The organism is Streptomyces sp. NPDC107538, assembly GCF_055657445.1.
On record NZ_JBVKAY010000022.1, the window covers coordinates 103,393 to 123,265 of the forward strand.

Consider the following 19,873-nt stretch of genomic DNA (forward strand, 5'->3'; position numbering starts at 1 on the left):
ACCGGCGGATCCCGGTCTTCCCGTCCCTCTGTCCTCCGGATCTCAGCCCTCACCCTCCCGCTCCGCCAGGAACTTCTCGAACTCTCGCCCGATCTCGTCGGCCGACGGGATGTCCACGGGCTCGGCGAGCATGTTGCCCCGGGTCTCGGCGCCCGCGGCGGCGTCGTACTGGTGCTCGAGGCCCTGCACCAGGGCGACCAGTTCCTCGTCGCCCTCGCGGATCTGCCGGTCGATCTCCGTCTGGGTGCGGTGCGCCTCCGTGCGCAGCGCGTGCGCGACGGCGGGCAGCACCAGCCCGGTGGCGGCCGTGACGGCCTCCAGGACGGTCAGGGCGGCATCCGGGTAGGGCGAGCGGGCGATGTAGTGCGGCACGTGCGCGGCGACGCCCAGCACGTCGTGTCCGGCCTCCATGAGGCGGTACTCCAGGAGGGACTCGGCGCTGCCGGGCACCTGGGCCTCCTCGAAGGGGCTGCGGTGGCCGGGGACCAGCTCGGCACGGTTGCCGTGCGGGGTGAGGCCGACCGGGCGGGTGTGCGGGACGCCCATGGGGATGCCGTGGAAGTTCACCGAGAGGCGCACGCCGAGCCGCTCCACGATCTGCCGGACGGCGGCCGCGAAACGCTCCCACTCGACGTCCGGCTCGGGGCCCGACAGCAGCAGGAAGGGCGCCCCGGTGGCGTCCTGGACGAGCCGGACGTCGAGCGTCGGCTCCTCGTAGGCGGCCCAGCGGTCGCGCTTGAACGTCAGCAGCGGGCGGCGCGCCCGGTAGTCCACGAGCCGGTCGTGGTCGAAGCGGGCGACCACCTGGTGGGGCAGTGAGCCGAGCAGGCGTTCGACGATCTGGTCGCCCGTCTCACCCGCGTCGATGTATCCGTCGAAGTGGTAGAGCATGACAAGTCCCGCCGACTCCTGGGCGAGCGCCATGTCGACGACGGCCAGGCCCTTCGGCTCCCATGCGTACAAACCCTGCGGATCAAGCACTGTGACCGCTCCTCCTCGTGTTCCTCCTGCACAACGCGGCACGGCGGCCGGGCATTCCCGGAAACCGCCGCACGGATGCGGCGCGCACCCGCTACGACCGCAGCACGCGCTACGACCGCAGCACGCGCGCGTGGAGCGCCGTCACCGCCTTCCGGGCGAACTCGAACGCGCCGTGCTGCCAGGCGGGGGTGTGACTGAGCCAGTCGCCGGCGAAGTGGACGCGTCCGGCGGGCTCGTCGAGCGGCTTGTAGCGGGGGTGGTCGGGTCCGCCGGTGATAGGCGGCCACCGCCCGCCGTTCACGCTCCCCGGGGGCGAGCCGGGCGTACGCGTCGGCCGTGGCGCCGAAGTTGTAGAAGCCGACCAGCACTCCGGCGCCGAGGTGGTGCGGGATCCGGGCGAGGATGTTGGGCGGCAGAGCGGCGACGCAGTAGTCGGCGTGGATCACCTTCGTACGGCCGCCGCGCGCGTAGGTGACGGTGACGCCGTCGCCCCTGTCGGTGATCTCCGTGACGACGGCGCCCGTACGGACCCGGTCGGCGCCGATCGCGCGGGTGAGCGCCCGCGGGACGAGGTCCATGCCGCCGACCGGCTGGAACATCAGCATCGCCTGGTCGACGCCGAACTCGAAGGAGAAGTACCGTCCGACGCCGCTCGCGAGTACCTCCGAGGCGCTGGGCACGTCGCCGAGGGGCACTCCCGGGGTTCCCGCGGCGCCCGGGACGACGGAGTAGCCGCGCCGGTCCCCGCCCTCGTACCGCAGGGTGTCGCCCAGTTCCCGGCTGACGCGTCGAAGAGGTACGCGTCGGCGTTGACGTTGGTGAACACCTCGACGGGGACGCCCAGTTCGCGGCAGTAGTCCAGGGTGACCATCCACTGCGGGATCCGGGCCGGCCCCGTGTTGAAGTACTGTCCGTCGGCGAAGCGGACGGTCTGCTCGTGGCCGTGCAGATCCGTGGTCGTGTCCCCGCGCCGCACGGTGAGGTTGCCTCCGCCGGCCCGCGCCCCGGACTCCAGGACCGTGCAGTCGTAGCCGGCCTTGCCCAGTTCGTACGCGGCGGTCAGCCCGGCGATGCCGCCGCCCAGCACGACCACCTCGGCCGCTCCCCGCCCCCGGAGCGCGAAGTCGCCTTTCTGGGGTGCGCGATAGGGCTGTGCGCGCCGGGCGGCTTCCGCCGTGGATGCGAGCCCCAGTGCGCCCATCGTGGCGAACATCGCGCCCGTGCCACCGGCCGGCCCGACGCTCCGCAGAAACTGCCGTCGGCTGCTCCCCCGCGACGGGCCGCCCCGGGCCCCTGCCTGTGTCCCCGCCATACGCCCGGTCCCCGCCATACGCCCGGCTCCCCTCCGATCACGAATGACCCGAGAAGCCTGGCAGCGACCGATCACGACCCGCCAGCGACCGGAATATCGCACACGTCGCCCGCGGCGCACCTCCGCGTCGGGCTGGACCCACGACCGCCCCCGGCCCACTCCCGCGCCCCGCTGGTCCCCCTGCGCCCTCCCCGCCGGAGCCGGTCGCGGGAACCGCCCAGGGCCCCGGACACCCCGCCGGGGCCGGTCGCGGGGAGCCGCGCATGGCCAGGGCCCCGGACACACTTCGGGCCCGCGTCCCAGAAGGACGCGGGCCCGAAGTGTTATCGGCTAACTGCCCGGCTGTTGGTCAGCCGTGAGCGTTCAGCTCTGGCCGCCGGCCAGCTTCTCGCGGAGGGCCGCCAGGGCCTCGTCCGAAGCCAGGGCGCCGGAGGTGTCCGCACCCTCGGAGGAGTACGAGCCACCACCCGCGGCCGGGGCCGCACCCGCGGCGTCGCCGCCCTCGGCCGCGGCAGCGGCGTCGGCCTCGCGGGACTTGATGACCTGGGCCTGGTGCTGCTCGAAGCGCTGCTGCGCCTCGGCGTACTGGCCCTCCCAAGCCTCGCGCTGGGTCTCGTAGCCCTCGAGCCAGTCGTTGGTCTCGGGGTCGAAGCCCTCGGGGTAGATGTAGTTGCCCTGGTCGTCGTAGGACGCGGCCATGCCGTACAGGGTCGGGTCGAACTCGACCGAGGCCGGGTCGGCACCGAAGGACTCGTTGGCCTGCTTCAGCGAGAGGCTGATGCGACGGCGCTCGAGGTCGATGTCGATGACCTTGACGAAGATCTCGTCGTTGACCTGGACGACCTGCTCCGGGATCTCCACGTGGCGCTCGGCCAGCTCGGAGATGTGGACCAGACCCTCGATGCCCTCGTCGACGCGCACGAACGCACCGAACGGAACGAGCTTGGTGACCTTACCGGGAACGACCTGCCCGATCTGGTGCGTGCGGGCGAACTGCTGCCACGGGTCTTCCTGGGTCGCCTTCAGCGACAGGGAGACGCGCTCGCGGTCCATGTCGACGTCGAGGACCTCGACCGTGACCTCCTGGCCGACCTCGACGACCTCGGAGGGGTGGTCGATGTGCTTCCAGGACAGCTCGGAGACGTGGACCAGACCGTCGACGCCACCCAGGTCCACGAAGGCACCGAAGTTGACGATCGAGGAGACCACGCCGGAGCGGACCTGACCCTTCTGGAGGGTCGTGAGGAACGTCTGACGGACCTCGGACTGGGTCTGCTCCAGCCAGGCACGGCGGGACAGGACCACGTTGTTGCGGTTCTTGTCCAGCTCGATGATCTTCGCCTCGAGCTCCTTGCCCACGTAGGGCTGGAGGTCGCGGACACGGCGCATCTCGACGAGGGAGGCCGGCAGGAAGCCACGGAGGCCGATGTCGAGGATGAGACCACCCTTGACGACCTCGATGACGGTACCGGTGACGATGCCGTCCTCTTCCTTGATCTTCTCGATGGTGCCCCAGGCACGCTCGTACTGGGCGCGCTTCTTCGAGAGGATCAGGCGGCCTTCCTTGTCCTCCTTCTGGAGAACAAGGGCTTCGATCTCGTCGCCGACCTTGACGACCTCGTTCGGGTCGACGTCGTGCTTGATCGAGAGCTCGCGGCTCGGGATGACACCTTCGGTCTTGTAACCGATGTCGAGCAGGACCTCGTCCCGGTCGACCTTCACGATGACGCCGTCGACGATGTCGCCGTCGTTGAAGTACTTGATCGTCTCGTCGATCGCGGCGAGGAAGGCTTCCTCGTTACCGATGTCGTTGACCGCTACCTGCGGGGTGGTGGCGGTGGTCTCGGTGCTGCTCGTCATGTGGGAAAGGGCTCCGGTACGGACAGTGAGTCGTAGGTACTGCTACGCCGGGAGCCCGTATCGCTCTGAAGAAGCCGGACAGCCTAGGAAGCGCCACAGAAATCCGGTGGCGCCTCGACAACCGAGGGGACATACGACAGATGCGAGCGCAGCCTGCTACGTCTGAGGTGCGCAGGCCCGCAGCGCAACTTGTAGCATACGGGGGCAGCCAGGCAGGGTCAATGCGCGAAGGCGCACACCCGGGGCGGAACGCCGCATACCCGGCACAAAACCTGTCCCTTGAGGCCACGCAGGCCTGGGAGACCCCACTCGTGACACCACCGGAGCGGGTCGCGCCACGCAGGTTACGGAAGAGTACGACGAGGGAGCCGATCATCCAAGAGCCCGAAGTCCACGAAGCCGACGCGGCCCATGGGGCCCACGGGACCGGCGGTGCGTCCGGGGCGGACGACCCGGAGGCCACCCGGCGCGACGCCGGGGTGACGGAGAGTTCCCGGGCCAACCGGGGCTGGTGGGACCGGAACGCCGACGAGTACCAGATCGAGCACGGCACGTTCCTCGGCGACGACCGCTTCGTGTGGGGCCCGGAAGGGCTCGACGAGGTGGAGGCCGAGCTGCTGGGGCCGCCCGAGGAGCTGAAGGGCAAGGACGTCCTGGAGATCGGCGCCGGTGCCGCGCAGTGCGCGCGCTGGCTGGCGGCGCAGGGGGCCCGTCCGGTCGCCCTGGACCTCTCCCACCGCCAGCTGCAGCACGCCCTGCGCATCGGCGGATCGTTCCCCCTGGTGTGCGCCGACGCCGGCGATCTGCCGTTCGCGGACGCCTCCTTCGACCTGGCGTGTTCGGCGTACGGGGCACTGCCCTTCGTCGCGGACCCCGTGCGGGTGCTGCGGGAGGTCCGTCGCGTCCTGCGCCCCGGCGGCCGTTTCGTCTTCTCGGTGACCCATCCGATCCGCTGGGCCTTCCCCGACGAGCCGGGCCCGGAGGGTCTGTCCGTCTCCGGCTCCTACTTCGACCGCACTCCTTATGTCGAACAGGACGAGGAGGGCAACGCCGTGTACGTCGAGCACCACCGGACGATCGGCGACCGTGTCCGGGACGTCGTGGCGGCGGGCTTCCGGCTGGTCGACCTGGTCGAGCCGGAGTGGCCCGCCTGGAACACCTCGGAGTGGGGCGGCTGGTCCCCGCTGCGCGGCAACCTGATCCCGGGGTCGGCGATCTTCGTGTGCGAGCGGGACTGATCTCACGGCACGCGCGCGTACGGGCGCGTACAGGACTGGAGGCACGCGCGCGTAGCGGGACTGATGGCACGCGCGCGTAGAGGGTGTTCTCGGCGGCGTACGACACTGGGGGCGTGATCCGTGACGACGCCCTGGACGCGCTGCCCGTGCGCGCCGCCCTGCCCGCGCTGGACGCCGCCCTGGAGGGGCACGGCACCGCCGTCCTCGTCGCGCCGCCCGGGACGGGCAAGACGACGCTGGTGCCGCTCGCCCTGGCGGGCCTCCTCGGCGGCGGTCCGGCCCGGCGGGTGGTCGTCGCCGAGCCACGGCGCATCGCGGCGCGGGCGGCGGCACGGCGGATGGCGTGGCTGCTGGGCGAGAAGGCCGGCGACAGCGTCGGCTACACCGTGCGCGGCGAGAGGGTCGTCGGGCGGCACGCGCGCGTGGAGGTCGTCACGACGGGCGTCCTGCTGCAACGGTTGCAGCGGGACCAGGAGTTGCCGGGTGTCGACGTCGTCGTGCTCGACGAGTGTCATGAACGGCATCTGGACGCGGACACGGTGGCGGCGTTCCTCCTCGACGTGCGTGCGGCGCTGCGGCCCGAGCTGCGGCTGGTGGCGGCGTCGGCGACGACGGACGCGGAGGGCTGGGCGCGGCTGCTGGGCGGGGCGCCGGTGGTCGCGGCGGAGGGGACGTCCTATCCGGTCGAGGTGGTGTGGGCGCCGCCCGCCCGTCCGGTGCGTCCGCCGCACGGGATGCGGGTGGACCCGGCGGCGCTGACGCATGTGGCATCGGTGGTGCGGCGGGCGCTGGCCGAACGGGAGGGCGACGTCCTGTGCTTCCTGCCGGGCGTGGGCGAGATCGCGCGCGTGGCGGGGCAGTTGGGCGGGCTCGGTGACGTGGACGTGCTCCAGGTGCACGGGCGCGCCCCGGCCGCCGTGCAGGACGCGGTGCTCGCGGGCGGGGAGCGGCGTCGGGTGGTGCTCGCGACCTCGGTGGCGGAGTCCTCGCTGACGGTGCCCGGGGTGCGGGTGGTCGTCGACTCGGGGCTGGCGCGGGAGCCGCGGGTCGACCACGCGCGCGGGCTGAGCGCGCTGACGACGGTACGGGCGTCGCAGGCGGCCGGGCGGCAGCGGGCGGGCCGGGCCGGGCGCGAGGCCCCCGGCGCCGTCTACCGCTGCTGGGCGGAGGCCGAGGACGCCCGTCTGCCGCGCTTCCCCGCCCCGGAGATCAAGGTGGCCGACCTGACCGCGTTCGCGCTGCAGACGGCCTGCTGGGGCGATCCCGAGGCCACGGGGCTCGCTCTGCTGGACCCGCCGCCGGGCGGGGCGATGGCGGCGGCGCGGAACGTCCTCTCGGCGATCGGCGCGGTCTCCGCCTCGGGACACGCCACGGAACGGGGTGCGCGGATGTCCCGGCTCGGCCTCCACCCCCGGCTGGCCCGAGCCCTCCTCGACGCGACACCGCTGGTGGGCGACGCGCTCACGGCGGAGGTCGTCGCGCTGCTGAGCGAGGAGCCACCGCGGGAGTACGGCGACGACCTGGCCGCCGCGTTGCGCCGCGCCCGGCAGGGGGGCGACGCCTACGCGGCCCGCTGGCGCACCGAGGTCCGGCGCCTGCGGGCCGCGTCACCGCCCGCGCGGCCCCCTTCCCACCCGAACCACATCCATGGCTCCCCACCGGGCGCACCGGCCGGCGACGCTCCGCGGGGTGCCGGGGAGGATCAGGGGGTCGGGGTGGTGGTGGCGCTCGCGTTTCCGGAGCGGGTGGCCCAAGGGGGCGGCGGGTCGTACTTGATGGTCTCCGGGACTCGGGCCGAGGTGCCGGAGGGGTCCGGGTTGCGAGGGGTGCCCTGGATCGCCGTGGCTGTCGCGGATCGGGCGGTGGGCGCCGGGCACGCGCGCGTGCGGCTCGGGGTCGCCGTCGACGAGGGGGTGGCGAGAGAGGCCGCCGGGAGTCTGTACGGCCGGGCGGAGGAGGTCGTGTGGCGGGACGGTGACGTCGTGGCCCGGCGGGTGGAGCGGCTGGGGGCCGTGGAGTTGGCGGTGCGGCCGTTGCGGGAGGCCGCGCCCGGCCTCGTACGGGAGGCGCTGCTGGAGGGGCTGCGGGCCGAAGGGCTCGGCCTGTTGCGGTGGTCCCAGGACGCGGTACGGCTGCGGGAACGGCTCGCGTTCCTGCGGGAGCGGCTGGGCGAGCCGTGGCCCGAGGTGTCCGACGAGGCCCTGCACGCGCGCGTGGACGACTGGTTGGAGCCGGAGTTGAGCCGGGCCCGGCGGCGGGCGGACCTCGCGCGGATCGACGCCGGGGAGGGGCTGCGCAGGCTGCTGCCGTGGGCCACGGGGGACGCCGTACGGCTGGACGAGCTGGCGCCCGAGCGGATCGAGGTGCCGAGCGGGTCCCGGGTGCGGGTCGACTACGCGCGGCCCGAACAGCCCGTGCTGGCGGTGAAGCTGCAGGAGATGTTCGGGCTGCGGGAGTCGCCCGTACTGGCCGGGGTGCCCGTGCTGGTGCATCTGCTGTCCCCGGCCGGACGGCCCGCCGCCGTCACCGCCGATCTCGCCTCGTTCTGGAGGGACGGATACCGGGCCGTACGGGCGGAGTTGCGCGGCCGCTACCCGAAGCATCCGTGGCCCGAGGACCCGGCGACGGCCGAGCCGACCCGGTACACGAACGCACGGCTCAGGCGCTGACCGGTTCGGACTCCGTGGGCCTGCTGGACTCCGGTGCGCCGGGCCTGCGGCCCCGGGCCTCGACGTAGAGGGAGAGCGCGAGGAGCAGGACGCCGAGGCCGAGGAAGCCCCAGGGCAGGTAGGAGGTCATGAGGAGGACCAGGAGGCGCTGGGACTCGACCAGGTCGACGGTGTGCTCGATGTAGTCCTCGCGCATCTTCACGTGCCCGGCGAAGGCGGTCACCTTCTCGCGGTCGCCGAGGAGCGTGCCGCCGCGGAGTTCCTCCTTGTGGATCTCCTCGCCGTAGACGGGGGCGCCGGTGACGGGTTCCACCCAGAACTTGCGGACCGTGGTGTACCAGCGGGTCGTACCCGTCCCGGCGACCGTCTCCCGGGTGATGCCCTCGACCGGCATGACCCGGGGGAAGGGGACCTTCGTCCAGGGGATGGTCTGCTCGAAGTAGTAGACCTCGACGCCGCGGAAGTCCTGGGTGCCCTTGTAGTGGATGGGGGCGGTGATCCGGGCCTGCGCGTCGAAGTACTCGTAGTCCCTCTTCTCCGTGAGGAACGGCCACTTGAATTCCAGGCCCTCCCTCCTCACCGGATCCCCGTCGACCATCTCGCCCTTGGCGTGCACGGGTTCCTGGGTATGGGCGTCGAAGATGTACCGCTCGGGGATACGGGAGACCATCTCGCCGTCCGGGCCCTGGACGTACGACAGGCCGTCCCAGACGACGACGTCCCGGTCGGTGGTCTTCTCGATCTCCTCGGAGGCCTCCACATTGCCCTTGAGGGTCTGCACGATGGTGACCTTCGGGACCGTACGTGCGGTCATGGTGGCGTAGTCGAGAAGGGTGGCGTCCTTCGCCTCCAGGACCATGTCCTGGTACTGGTTCGCCGGGATCTTGGCCAGGTTCGGGAAGACGTACCAGCGCACCAGTGGGGAGAGTGCGGTGAAGAACACGGCGAGCGCGAGCAGGATCAGACCGCCCCTACGGCGCATCTCGGCCTCCCTTACCGGCGACACTGGCGACTACGGATGTGCGGGGACCGTCGTCAGCAACGGCTTCGGGGACGTCTCCCCCGTCGGCGAGCCCACGGCCGTGAGGGTGAACGCCAGGGCGAACGCGAGGGCGAGACCGGTCGCGACGGCGATCAGGGCGCGCATACGGACCTCCCGACTACGGGCCTCAGAACGGGAACTGATAGTTCGTCAGGTCCGGCACCGTAGCAACGGCGGGGCGAGATGAGAACACGTCGCACACACAACGGCGGCGCCCCTCCCGGAGGAGGGGCGCCGCCGTGGCCGTACGGCCGGTGTGCCGACTAGGACGCGTCGGTGCTCGGGGTCTCCGATTCGGCGGGCGTGGCCGGGTCCGTCGGCTCCGTCGTCTCGGCGGGTGCCTCCACCGTCAGTTCGAGCGTGAGGGTCGCGCCGCCCTCGGTCTCGACGCGGAGGAGGAACGTGCCGACGGCGTCGTCCGCGTACAGCTTCGGGAGGGTGAGGAGGCCGCCCGCGTCGGTCTCCAGGTCCAGGGTGCGTACGGGCTTGCCCGCCGCGTCCTTGCCGAAGTACGGGCCCTTGTCGTTCTCGGTGACGTCGAGGAGCGACTTGATGAGCGTCGCCTTGACCGCGACGTTGTCCGCGATCGCACCCCGGTAGGTGGCCTTGAGGCCGATCTGCTCCGCGAACTCCCCGTTCGGGACGCAGGTCAGCGCGGTGGTGGTGGTACGGGCGAGGGCGTCGGCCTGGCGGGCGGTGACGGTGACCTTGTGGTCGAGGGCGGCCACGGTCCGGCCGACGACGGTGGAGCGGACCGTGACCGTGCCGGTCTTCTCACCGGCCACGAGCGCGGGGGCGGTGGCCTTGCCGGCGCTGTCGGTCTGGACGGTCGCGAACTTCTCGCCGCCGGAGAAGGTGGTGTCCGAACCGCCGATGACTTCGAAGCGGACGCGGACCTTCGCGACAGCCTTGCCCGCCTTGGTCTCCGTGCGGGTGACGAGCCTGCCGGTGAAGGTGTCGCCGGCCATGGCCGTGAGGTTCGCCGCGCCCGCGTTCTCCAGGTGGTCCACCGTGTCGGTGGGGGTGCCCGGAGTGGTGGGCGGGTTGGTGGTCGGCGGGGGCGGGGTGGTGGTGCCGCCGCCGGACGGCTTCTCCGGGTCCGGCTTGTCCGTCGCCGGCGGGGTGGGGCCGGGGCTCGGTGTCGAGCCGCCGCCGGTGTTGTTGCCGCCGCCGTTGTTGTTTCCGCCGCCGCTGTTGCTGTTGCCGCTGTTGTTGCTGTTGCCGCCGCTCGGGGTCTGGGGCAGGGAGCCGGTGCCGTCCGGGATCTCGTGGGTGCCCTTGCGGTAGTACTCCAGCCACGTCATGACGGTGTTGTAGTACTCCGTCGAGTTGTTGTAGCTGAGGATCGCGCTGCGCAGATTGGCGTCGTTCGACAGGTCCCAGTCGAAGCGGCACAGGTAGTGGCCGGCGGCGAGGGCGGCGTCGTAGATGTTGTTGGGGTCCTTGGCGCCGTCGTCGTTGCCGTCGCGGCCCGCCCACTCCCAGGTGGAGGGGATGAACTGCATCGGGCCGACCGCCCGGTCGTGCGTGGTGTCGTCGTCGTACGCGCCGTTGTCGGTGTCGCTGATGTTCGCGAAGCCGTTGCCGTTGAGCGGGGGGCCGAGGATGCCGCTCGTGGTGCCCTCGGCGTCGACCTGGCCGCCGCGGGCCTGGCCGGACTCGACCTTGCCGATGGCGGCGAGGAGTTGCCAGGGCAGGTTGCAGCCGGGCTTGGCGTCGCGCAGGGACGCCTCCGCCTTCTTGTAGGCGTCGAGGACGGTCGCGGGTATGCCGCGCTCCGAGCCGCCGGTCGTGCCCGAGGTGTCGCCCGTGCCCGTCGTCGGGGTGGGGCTGTCGAGGGGCGGAAGGTCCGTGAAGTACTGCGAGTTGCCCGAGGCGGTGTCGTCGGCCTGGGTGCTCATCTCCGGGGACGGCGAGCCCGCGGCCTGTCTGCCGGCGCTGTCGGTGGTCACTCCCGGGGCCTGGGAGGCGGCCAGTGCCGCCACCGTGGCCGCGGCCAGGGCGGTCGTGGCCGCCCCCTTGCGGAGCCTCAAACCGAACTGCGCCGCCATTGAGTGAACCCCTCCCGGTGGCCGAACGCCGCGGCGTTCTTCTCGTGTGTCCGTCTGTTGATGTCTCGGGCGTTTCCGGTTTCACCGGACCGGCTTCCCTGCCCAGGTACACCGACTCCGGAGTTCCGGTCTTGGTTGCGCTGTTCCGGCATTCCATTTCCAGAACTCCGGTGACCACCGCACCAACCGGCGCGACGACCCAGGCGACCCTACGACAACTTCCGCCGCCCGGACACCCGTTCGTGCCCGATATTCACCTATTGGCCATATCGGTTTGCTGTCATGCGGGCAGACCTCGGAGGGGCGGCCCGGGTCACGCATACTGGCGGACGGCCATCGCCGGACCGACCTGTCCGGCCAAAGTCCGTCACAGGGGGACGACTTGCCCTTCACGCTCAGCCACGCGGCCGCCGTACTGCCCGCTCTGCGGGGGAACGGGACCGCGCGCGGACCTCTGGTGCCGTCGGTCCTCGTCGCCGGTTCGTTCGCGCCCGACATGACCTACTACGTGGCGAGCGTCCTGCCGGAGGCCATGGAGTTCGGCGATGTCACGCACTCCTTCGCCGGGGTCTTCACCGTCGACGTCCTCGTCACCTGGGCGCTGGTCGGGCTGTGGCTGCTGCTCCGCGAACCGCTGGTCGCGCTGCTGCCGAGGGCGCGACAGGGCAGGGTGGCCGCGCTGGTGCGCTGCGGGACGGGGGCGCGGCGGCTCAGCCCCTCGCTGGCCCTGTGGTGGTACGTGTCGGCCGCCCTCGGCTCGCTCACCCATGTCGTGTGGGACGCGTTCACCCATCTCGACCGGTGGGGGATGCGGCTCTTTCCCGTCCTCGGCGAGGAGATCGCGGGCTCGCCGCTCTACTGGTACCTCCAGTACGGCGGCTCCGCGGTCGCGGCGGTCGTGATCGCCGTCTTCCTCTGGCTGGCCCTGCGCCGGCAGCCGCTGGCCGAGCCCGTGGGCGTGCCCGTGCTCTCGTCGGCGGACCGGTGGGTGGCGGGGGCCGTCATCGGGGGTTGCGCGCTGGTCGCGGCCATACAGCGGGTGGCCCGCTGGTGGGCGCACTGGGGTTCGGTCGCCAAGCCGTACGAGGTGATCCCGACCGTGTGCTTCGGGGCGGGCGCCGGGCTGGTGGTCGGCGTGGTCCTGTACGGCGTCGGTGTCAGGGCGCGGCGCCCGGCTCCCGCCGCTCCGGTGCCCGCCGTCGACGCGGAGGCGGACAGCTCGGTCCGCCGCTGAGGGCCCGGCGCCGGGTGGGCGCCCCGCTCGGGATGCGGGGGCGGGCGGCGCGGGGGGCGTACGGGGGGACGTGGCCGAGGAGGGCCGCGAGGGGGTGGGTCAGCGGCCAGGGGTAGAGGCTGTGCGGCCGGCGGACGCGTGGGCCGACCCAGGGGGCCCGGATGAGGCGGGTCCGCACCCCTGACAGGCGGGTGGCAGCTGTCGCAGTACGGCGGCGGAGCGTGCGTATGCCCATGCGGGCATCCTTACGGCTGGGCTGCGCGGGGGGCGCGGTGGTGGGGGCCGGTCGGGTGACGTGGTTTGTGGGGGCGGGGGGTGGCTGGTGGGTGGGGTTGCGTTGTCGGGTGCGGGTCCGGTGGGGGCTGGTCGCGCAGTTCCCCGCGCCCCTGAAAAGCAGGGGCTGCGCCCCGTGCTTTTCGGCCCGAAAGGGCCATAGGCCCTTAAGGGGCGCGGGGAACTGCGCGAGAAGCCCCACGCACCCGCACCCGCACCCGCACCCGCACCCGCACCCGGCAACGCAACCCCACCCGACAACGAACCCCGCCACGCAGCCGGACCACGGTCGCTAGTGCGCCGCCGACTCCCAGTCGGAGCCGTACCCCACCGAGACGTCCAGCGGGGCCCGCAGACGAACCGCGTCGGCCATCTCCCGGCGGAGGATCTGTTCCGTGCGGTCGCGTTCGCCTGGGGCGATCTCCAGGACGATTTCGTCGTGGACCTGGAGGAGCATCCGGGAGGCGAGGCCCGCCTCGTCCATGGCCCGGCCGACGTTCAGCATCGCGATCTTGACGATGTCCGCGGCCGTGCCCTGGATGGGCGCGTTGAGGGCCATCCGCTCCGCGGCCTCGCGACGCTGGCGGTTGTCGCTGTTGAGGTCGGGGAGGTAGCGCCGGCGCCCGAGGAGCGTCGCCGTGTACCCCGTCGCCCGCGCCTCGTCCACGACCCGGCGCAGATAGTCCCGTACGCCGCCGAACCGCTCGAAGTACGCGTCCATCAGGGCCCGCGCCTCGCCCGCGTCGATGTTCAGCTGCTGGGAGAGGCCGAACGCGGACAGCCCGTAGGCCAGGCCGTACGACATCGCCTTGATCTTGCGGCGCATCTCGGCGTCGACGGCGGACTGCTCGACGCCGAACACCTGCGCGGCGGCCGTGGTGTGCAGGTCCTCGCCGGAGGTGAACGCCTCGATCAGGCCCGCGTCCTCGGAGAGGTGCGCCATCACGCGCAGTTCGATCTGGCTGTAGTCGGCCGTCATCAGGGACTCGAAGCCCTCGCCGACGACGAAGCCGCGGCGGATGGCGCGGCCCTCGTCCGTGCGGACCGGGATGTTCTGCAGGTTCGGGTCGACCGAGGACAGGCGGCCCGTGGCGGCGACCGTCTGGTTGAACGTGGTGTGGATCCGGCCGTCCGCCGCGATCGTCTTGATCAGGCCCTCGACGGTGACCCGGAGCTTCGCCTGCTCGCGGTGGCGGAGCATGATCACCGGCAGCTCGTTGTCCGTCTGGCCGGCCAGCCAGGCGAGGGCGTCCGCGTCCGTGGTGTAACCGGTCTTCGTGCGCTTGGTCTTGGGCAGGCCCAGCTCGCCGAAGAGCACTTCCTGGAGCTGCTTGGGCGAGCCCAGGTTGAACTCGTGTCCCGCCGCCGCGTGCGCCTCCTTCACCGCCTGCTGCACGGCGCCCGCGAACATCTGCTCCATGGCCTCCAGATGGGCCCGGTCCGCCGCGATGCCGTGCCGCTCCATGCGGGCCAGCAGCGCGGAGGTCGGCAGCTCGACGTCCTTGAGGAGATCGGCCGCGCCGACCTCCTGAAGGCGCTCCCCGAAGGCCACGCCGAGGTCGAGGATCGCGCGGGCCTGCACCATCAGCGCGTCGGCCTCGGCGCCCTCGTCCGCGCCGAAGGCCAGCTGGCCGTCGGCCGTGGCGGCGGGGGCCAGCTCGCGGCCCAGGTACTCCAGGGAGAGCGCGTCCAGGTCGAAGGAGCGGCGGCCCGGCTTGACCAGGTACGCGGCGAGCGCGGTGTCCATGCCGACGCCCTTTATGGCCCAGCCGTGCTCGGCGAAGACCCGCATCGCGGCCTTGGCGTTGTGGAACACCTTCGGCCGGGCGGCATCGGCGAGCCAGGCCGCCCACGCGGTCTCGTCGGTCTCGTCCAGCTGCGTCGGGTCGAACCAGGCGGCGGCTCCCCCGGCCGCGGCGAGCGCGATCTCGGCGACCGAGCCGGTGCCGAGCGCCCAGGTGTCGACCGTGGCCACGCCGAGGATCTCGGTGCCGTGCTCGGTGAGCCAGGGGGCCAGCTCGCCGGAGCCGAGGACCGTGCCGTCCACCTCGACGCCCGGGGCGGCCGGCTCACCGGCGTCGGCCTCCTCGGCGCCCGGGTCGACGGCGAGCAGGCGCTCGCGCAGCGACGGGTTGCGGATCTCCAGGGTGTCCAGGACCATCGCGACGGCCTTGCGGTCGTACGCCTCCCGCTCCAGGTCGGCGACGGCCTTGGGCAGCTCGACCGTGCGCACCATCTCGGTGAGGCGGCGGTTGAGCTTCACGGCCTCCAGGTGGTCGCGGAGGTTCTGCCCGGCCTTGCCCTTGACCTCCTCGACGCGCTCGACGAGGTCCGCGAAGGAACCGAACTGGTTGATCCACTTCGCGGCGGTCTTCTCGCCGACGCCGGGGATACCGGGGAGGTTGTCGGACGGGTCGCCGCGCAGGGCCGCGAAGTCCGGGTACTGGGCCGGGGTGAGGCCGTACTTCTCGAACACCTTCTCCGGGGTGAACCGGGTCAGCTCCGAGACGCCCTTCGTCGGGTAGAGCACGGTGGTGTGCTCGCTGACGAGCTGGAAGGAGTCGCGGTCGCCGGTGACGATGAGGACCTCGAAGCCGGCGGCCTCGGCCTGGGTGGCGAGGGTGGCGATGATGTCGTCGGCCTCGAAGCCGTCGACGGCGAAGCGGACCGCGTGCATCGCGTCGAGCAGCTCGCCGATCAGTTCGACCTGGCCCTTGAACTCGTCCGGGGTCTTGGAACGGTTCGCCTTGTACTCGGTGAACTCCTCCGAGCGCCAGGTCTTGCGGGAGACGTCGAACGCGACCGCGAAGTGGGTGGGGGCCTCGTCGCGCAGCGTGTTCGCCAGCATCGACGCGAAGCCGTAGATCGCGTTGGTCGGCTGGCCCGTCGCCGTCGTGAAGTTCTCCGCGGGCAGCGCGAAGAACGCGCGGTAGGCCAGCGAGTGCCCGTCCATGAGCATCAGCCGGGGACGGCTGCCGCCGGGGGCGCTGTCGGTCTTCTTCGTTCCAGTCTCAGCCACGTCCCCGATCCTGCCACGTGCCACTGACAGCCGGACCCCGCTCCCCTCCCGCTCGTCGGGCGGCGCTCGTTTCCGGTCGGGTCCGCGTGCGAGGATCGGAGGCGTAGCCTCACGCCCGAATCAGCACGTGTATGCGAATGGGGAGCAGCCATGGCCGGCAAGGCGCCGAAGAATGATCCGGTTCAGGACGCGCCGCAGGTCGCGGAACCCAAGCACGCGGCGGCGGGGCTGCCGGCGATCGGGCACACCCTGCGGATCGCCCAGCGGCAGATGGGTGTGAAGCGGACCGCGCTGACGCTGCTGCGGGTCAACCAGAAGGACGGCTTCGACTGCCCCGGCTGCGCCTGGCCGGAGCCGGACCACCGGCACGCCGCGGAGTTCTGCGAGAACGGCGCCAAGGCGGTCGCCGAGGAGGCCACGCTGCGCCGGGTCACCCCGGAGTTCTTCGCCGCCCACCCCGTCGCCGACCTCGCCACGCGCAGCGGCTACTGGCTGGGCCAGCAGGGGCGGCTCACGCACCCCGTGTATCTGCCCGAGGGGGGCGACCGGTACGAGCCGGTGTCCTGGGAGCGCGCCTTCGACATCGTCGCCGAGGAGCTGAAGGCCCTCGCCTCCCCCGACGAGGCCCTCTTCTACACCTCCGGCCGCACCAGCAACGAGGCCGCGTTCCTCTACCAGCTGTTCGCCCGCGAGTTCGGCACGAACAACCTGCCGGACTGCTCCAACATGTGTCACGAGTCATCGGGCTCCGCGCTCTCCGAGACCATCGGCATCGGCAAGGGCAGCGTCCTGCTGGAGGACCTCTACAAGGCCGATCTGATCGTCGTCGCCGGCCAGAACCCGGGGACCAACCACCCCCGGATGCTCTCCGCCCTGGAGAAGGCCAAGGCGAACGGCGCGAAGATCATCACCGTCAACCCGCTGCCCGAGGCCGGCCTGGAGCGGTTCAAGAACCCGCAGACCCCGCAGGGCATGCTCAAGGGCGCCGCCCTCACCGACCTGTTCCTGCAGATCCGCATCGGCGGCGACCAGGCCCTGTTCCGCCTCCTCAACAAGCTGATCCTGGAGACGGACGGGGCGGTGGACGAGGAGTTCGTCCGCGAACACACCCACGGGTACGAGGAGTTCACCGCCGCCGCCCGCGCCGCCGACTGGGACGAGACGCTCACCGCGACCGGCCTCACCCGCAAGGAGATCGACGAGGCGCTGCGCATGGTCCTCGCCTCGCGGCGGACCATCGTCTGCTGGGCCATGGGCCTCACCCAGCACAAGCACTCGGTGCCGACCATCCGCGAGGTGGTCAACTTCCTTCTGCTGCGCGGCAACATCGGCCGCCCGGGCGCCGGTGTCTGCCCGGTGCGCGGGCACTCGAACGTGCAGGGCGACCGCACGATGGGCATCTTCGAGCGGCCCGCCCCGGCCTTCCTGGACGCCCTGGAGAAGGAGTTCGGCTTCGCCCCGCCCCGGGAGCACGGCTACGACGTCGTACGCGCCATCAAGGCCATGCGCGACGACAAGGCGAAGGTGTTCTTCGCGATGGGCGGCAACTTCGTCTCGGCCTCCCCCGACACGGAGGTGACCGAGGCCGCGATGCGCCGGGCCCGGCTCACCGTGCACGTGTCGACGAAGCTGAACCGCTCGCACGCGGTCACGGGCGCGCGGGCGCTGATCCTGCCGACCTTGGGCCGCACCGAACGCGATCTCCAGGGCGGCGGCGAGCAGTTCGTCACCGTCGAGGACTCGATGGGCATGGTGCACGCCTCCCGCGGCCGGCTGGAGCCCGCGAGCGGACAGCTGCTGTCCGAGACGGCCATCGTGTGCCGGCTCGCCCGCCGGGTGCTCGGCGAGGACAGCCGGACGCCCTGGGAGGAGTTCGAGAAGGACTACGCGACGATCCGCGACCGCATCGCGCGCGTGGTCCCCGGTTTCGAGGACTTCAACGCGCGCGTGGCCGACCCGAGCGGCTTCGCCCTGCCGCACGCCCCGCGCGACGAGCGCCGCTTCCCCACGGCCACCGGCAAGGCCAACTTCACGGCCGCGCCCGTCGAGTACCCCGAGCTGCCTGCGGGCCGCCTGCTGCTGCAGACGCTGCGCTCGCACGACCAGTACAACACCACGATCTACGGCCTGGACGACCGCTACCGGGGCATCAAGAACGGCCGCCGGGTCGTGCTCGTCAACCCCGAGGACGCGCGGGAGCTGAAGCTCGCCGACGGGTCGTACGTGGACCTGGTGGGCGAGTGGAAGGACGGCGTGGAACGCCGGGCCGACGGCTTCCGGGTCGTGCACTATCCGACGGCCCGCGGCTGTGCCGCCGCCTACTACCCGGAGACCAACGTCCTGGTGCCGCTGGACTCCACCGCCGACACCAGCAACACCCCGGCCAGCAAGTCCGTCGTGGTCCGTCTGGAACAATCGTCGACCGACTGAGCGTTTGCTCAGGAGTGCCGGCGCACCTCGCCGGTGGCGCCCCCGGCCGGCGGGGCACGCGATCGACGACGAACGGAGCCCCATGGGCGAGCAGCACCACGCGAAGTTCCCGCAAGAGGTCATCGACGAGTACGCGGCCCTCGGCATCGACCTGGTCGCGATGTTCTCCGCCGGACATCTGGGCACCCGGATGGGCGTCCGGATCGTGGAGGCGTCGGCGGACCGGGTCGTCGGGACGATGCCGGTGGAGGGCAACACCCAGCCGTACGGGCTGCTGCACGGCGGCGCGTCCGCCGTGCTGGCGGAGACGCTGGGGTCGGTCGGCTCGATGCTGCACGCCGGCAGCTCCAAGATCGCCGTGGGCGTCGATCTGAACTGCACCCACCACCGGGGCGTACGGTCCGGCCTGGTGACCGGTGTCGCCACACCGCTGCACCGGGGCCGTTCGACGGCGACGTACGAGATCGTCGTCAGCGACGAGGCCGGCAAGCGGGTGTGCACGGCCCGGCTGACGTGTCTGCTGCGGGACGCCCCGGTGCCCGCGGGCGGGCCGGCGCGGGCGGCGGATTGACGGCCGTGGCGGCGGGGCGGGCCGCGGCGAAGGCCTCTTCGCCTCTGGCCGCCCGGGGTGGGCAGGCCCTAGCGTCGGGGCATGGCAACGGGAGGAGCCCCCTGGCGGCCGGGGGCGGCATCAGGGCCGACGCTGCTCCTGATCGGCCTCCTGGTCGCCGGGTGCGCGCCGGACGGATCGGCCACCGCGCGCGGTGGCGCCTCGCCGTCGCCCTCTGCCACCCCGAACCGGCCGTCCCCGTCGGCCACCCCGCCCGAGGAACTGTGCGCGCGGATCGTCGCGCACTGGGCGCAGGAGGTACTGGACGACGCCACCTACGGCGACTACCAGTCCATGGGGCTGTCGAACGGGCAGTACGACATCCTGCGGGAGGTCGTGGACGCGGCACGGGCCGAGAAGCGGCGCTCGGGTCCGGCCGCCGCGGAGCGGCTGATCGTCCGGCGGGCGCGCGCGGACTGCCGGGAGCGATATCGCTCCGGCGGGCCGAGCGAGGGGCCCTGGGGATGAGCGGGATCGGCCCGGTCGAGCCCGGTGAGGGCACGCGCGCGTGGGACGCGGGCGAGGCCACGCGCGCGTGGGACGCGTCGGAGACCGGGTCCCACCCCGTACCGGAGCCCCCGCGCGGGCGGTTCGCGGAGTTCTGCGTCCGGCACCGCCGGGCCGTGCTCGCGGTGGCGGCGGCCGTGGCGTTGCTCGCGTGCGGGGGCGCGCTGTACGCCACCCGCCCGCACCCGGCACCGACGACGCCGGAGCCGACGCCGCGGGAGACGAGGCCACAGGAGGCGCCCTACCCCTCCCAGGCGGTCGGCGTGAGCTACCTGGGTCCGGTGACCCCGCCCGCCGGGGCGCCGCGCGGGAGCTTCGGTTTCGAGCTGGAGCTGAGCGTGCGGTACGGCCCCGCGATCACAGTGGAACGGATGACCCAGCCCTATGCGGGTCTCACCCTGCGGACGGACCCGCGCACTCCGTTCCGAATCGGGACGAAAGAGCACCGAAAGATCGTCATCACCATGCGCATCACGGAATGCGGAAAAGTACCGGAGAGCGCCGGACTTCCTTTCCTGGACGTAACTCTACGTAATACGCGCGCAATAGAACCGCACAGTTTCATCTTGGGCGAGCGCTATGCGCAGGACCTCTCCGACGCCCTTCAGGTCGCCTGTAGCAACGATTCCATGTCATCACCAAACGCC

At 72.2% G+C, this 19,873-nt stretch carries 13 protein-coding genes and 1 pseudogene; 7 read left to right on the plus strand and 7 right to left on the minus strand.

Translation table 11 applies throughout. The features are described from left to right. Window positions 1–42: 42 nt before the first annotated feature. The 3 genes and pseudogenes from ACZ7MG_RS41290 to rpsA form a co-directional block, all read right to left on the minus strand. Window positions 43–981 carry a PAC2 family protein gene (locus ACZ7MG_RS41290; protein ID WP_471392070.1) on the minus strand — a complete coding sequence of 313 codons (939 nt, stop codon included), beginning with the start codon at window positions 979–981 and terminating at the stop codon, window positions 43–45. Window positions 982–1,090: 109 nt separating this feature from the next. Beyond that, window positions 1,091–2,194, minus strand: a pseudogene (locus tag ACZ7MG_RS41295) (flavin monoamine oxidase family protein). Between the two features lie 462 nt (window positions 2,195–2,656). Continuing rightward, window positions 2,657–4,153: a 30S ribosomal protein S1 gene (gene rpsA, locus ACZ7MG_RS41300; RefSeq protein WP_045555221.1), complete on the minus strand. Its 1,497-nt coding sequence runs from the start codon at window positions 4,151–4,153 to the stop codon at window positions 2,657–2,659. Window positions 4,154–4,464: 311 nt separating this feature from the next. Here rpsA and ACZ7MG_RS41305 point away from each other — a divergent pair, with 311 nt between their 5' ends. Together ACZ7MG_RS41305 and hrpB are read left to right on the plus strand one after the other, a co-directional pair. After that, a complete protein-coding gene (locus ACZ7MG_RS41305; RefSeq protein ID WP_471392074.1) occupies window positions 4,465–5,391 on the plus strand; it encodes a class I SAM-dependent methyltransferase in 927 nt (308 codons plus the stop codon). 113 nt (window positions 5,392–5,504) lie between these two features. Beyond that, on the plus strand, window positions 5,505–8,060 hold the full coding sequence (gene hrpB, locus ACZ7MG_RS41310) for an ATP-dependent helicase HrpB (protein WP_471392077.1): 2,556 nt from the start codon (window positions 5,505–5,507) through the stop codon (window positions 8,058–8,060). On the opposite strand, the gene pgfA is transcribed toward hrpB, so the two are convergent. The 3 genes from pgfA to ACZ7MG_RS41325 all read right to left on the minus strand — a co-directional run bounded on the left by pgfA (window position 8,050) and on the right by ACZ7MG_RS41325 (window position 11,153). Next, on the minus strand, window positions 8,050–9,042 hold the full coding sequence (pgfA, locus tag ACZ7MG_RS41315; protein ID WP_471392080.1) for a cell envelope lipid trafficking protein PgfA: 993 nt from the start codon (window positions 9,040–9,042) through the stop codon (window positions 8,050–8,052). The two genes, hrpB and pgfA, sit on opposite strands and share 11 nt — an antisense overlap. Window positions 9,043–9,072: 30 nt before the next feature. Further along, window positions 9,073–9,207 (minus strand): SPW_0924 family protein, encoded by a 135-nt coding sequence (locus ACZ7MG_RS41320; RefSeq protein WP_107473766.1) that lies wholly within the window; start codon window positions 9,205–9,207, stop codon window positions 9,073–9,075. Window positions 9,208–9,365: 158 nt separating this feature from the next. After that, window positions 9,366–11,153 carry a lytic transglycosylase domain-containing protein gene (locus tag ACZ7MG_RS41325; RefSeq protein ID WP_471392084.1) on the minus strand — a complete coding sequence of 596 codons (1,788 nt, stop codon included), beginning with the start codon at window positions 11,151–11,153 and terminating at the stop codon, window positions 9,366–9,368. Between the two features lie 382 nt (window positions 11,154–11,535). Here ACZ7MG_RS41325 and ACZ7MG_RS41330 point away from each other — a divergent pair, with 382 nt between their 5' ends. Beyond that, window positions 11,536–12,387, plus strand: coding sequence for a DUF4184 family protein (locus ACZ7MG_RS41330; RefSeq protein WP_471392086.1), 852 nt, complete (start codon window positions 11,536–11,538; stop codon window positions 12,385–12,387). 565 nt (window positions 12,388–12,952) lie between these two features. Here the strand turns inward: ACZ7MG_RS41330 and polA are convergent. Next, window positions 12,953–15,679, minus strand: coding sequence for a DNA polymerase I (polA, locus tag ACZ7MG_RS41335; RefSeq protein ID WP_471394692.1), 2,727 nt, complete (start codon window positions 15,677–15,679; stop codon window positions 12,953–12,955). Between the two features lie 150 nt (window positions 15,680–15,829). Between polA and ACZ7MG_RS41340 the strand changes: the two genes are divergently transcribed. The 4 genes from ACZ7MG_RS41340 to ACZ7MG_RS41355 all read left to right on the plus strand — a co-directional run. Then, the gene (locus ACZ7MG_RS41340; RefSeq protein ID WP_471394689.1) at window positions 15,830–18,109 is read left to right on the plus strand and encodes an FdhF/YdeP family oxidoreductase; all 2,280 of its coding nucleotides are present in this window, start codon (window positions 15,830–15,832) and stop codon (window positions 18,107–18,109) included. Window positions 18,110–18,191: 82 nt separating this feature from the next. Further along, window positions 18,192–18,680 (plus strand): hotdog fold thioesterase, encoded by a 489-nt coding sequence (locus ACZ7MG_RS41345; protein ID WP_471394686.1) that lies wholly within the window; start codon window positions 18,192–18,194, stop codon window positions 18,678–18,680. Between the two features lie 81 nt (window positions 18,681–18,761). Further along, window positions 18,762–19,187, plus strand: a complete 426-nt coding sequence (locus ACZ7MG_RS41350) for a hypothetical protein (RefSeq protein ID WP_471394683.1) — start codon at window positions 18,762–18,764, stop codon at window positions 19,185–19,187. Further along, the coding region (locus ACZ7MG_RS41355) for a Tat pathway signal sequence domain protein (RefSeq protein ID WP_471946742.1) at window positions 19,184–19,873 on the plus strand (690 nt) is incomplete at its 3' end. The genes ACZ7MG_RS41350 and ACZ7MG_RS41355, both read left to right, overlap by 4 nt.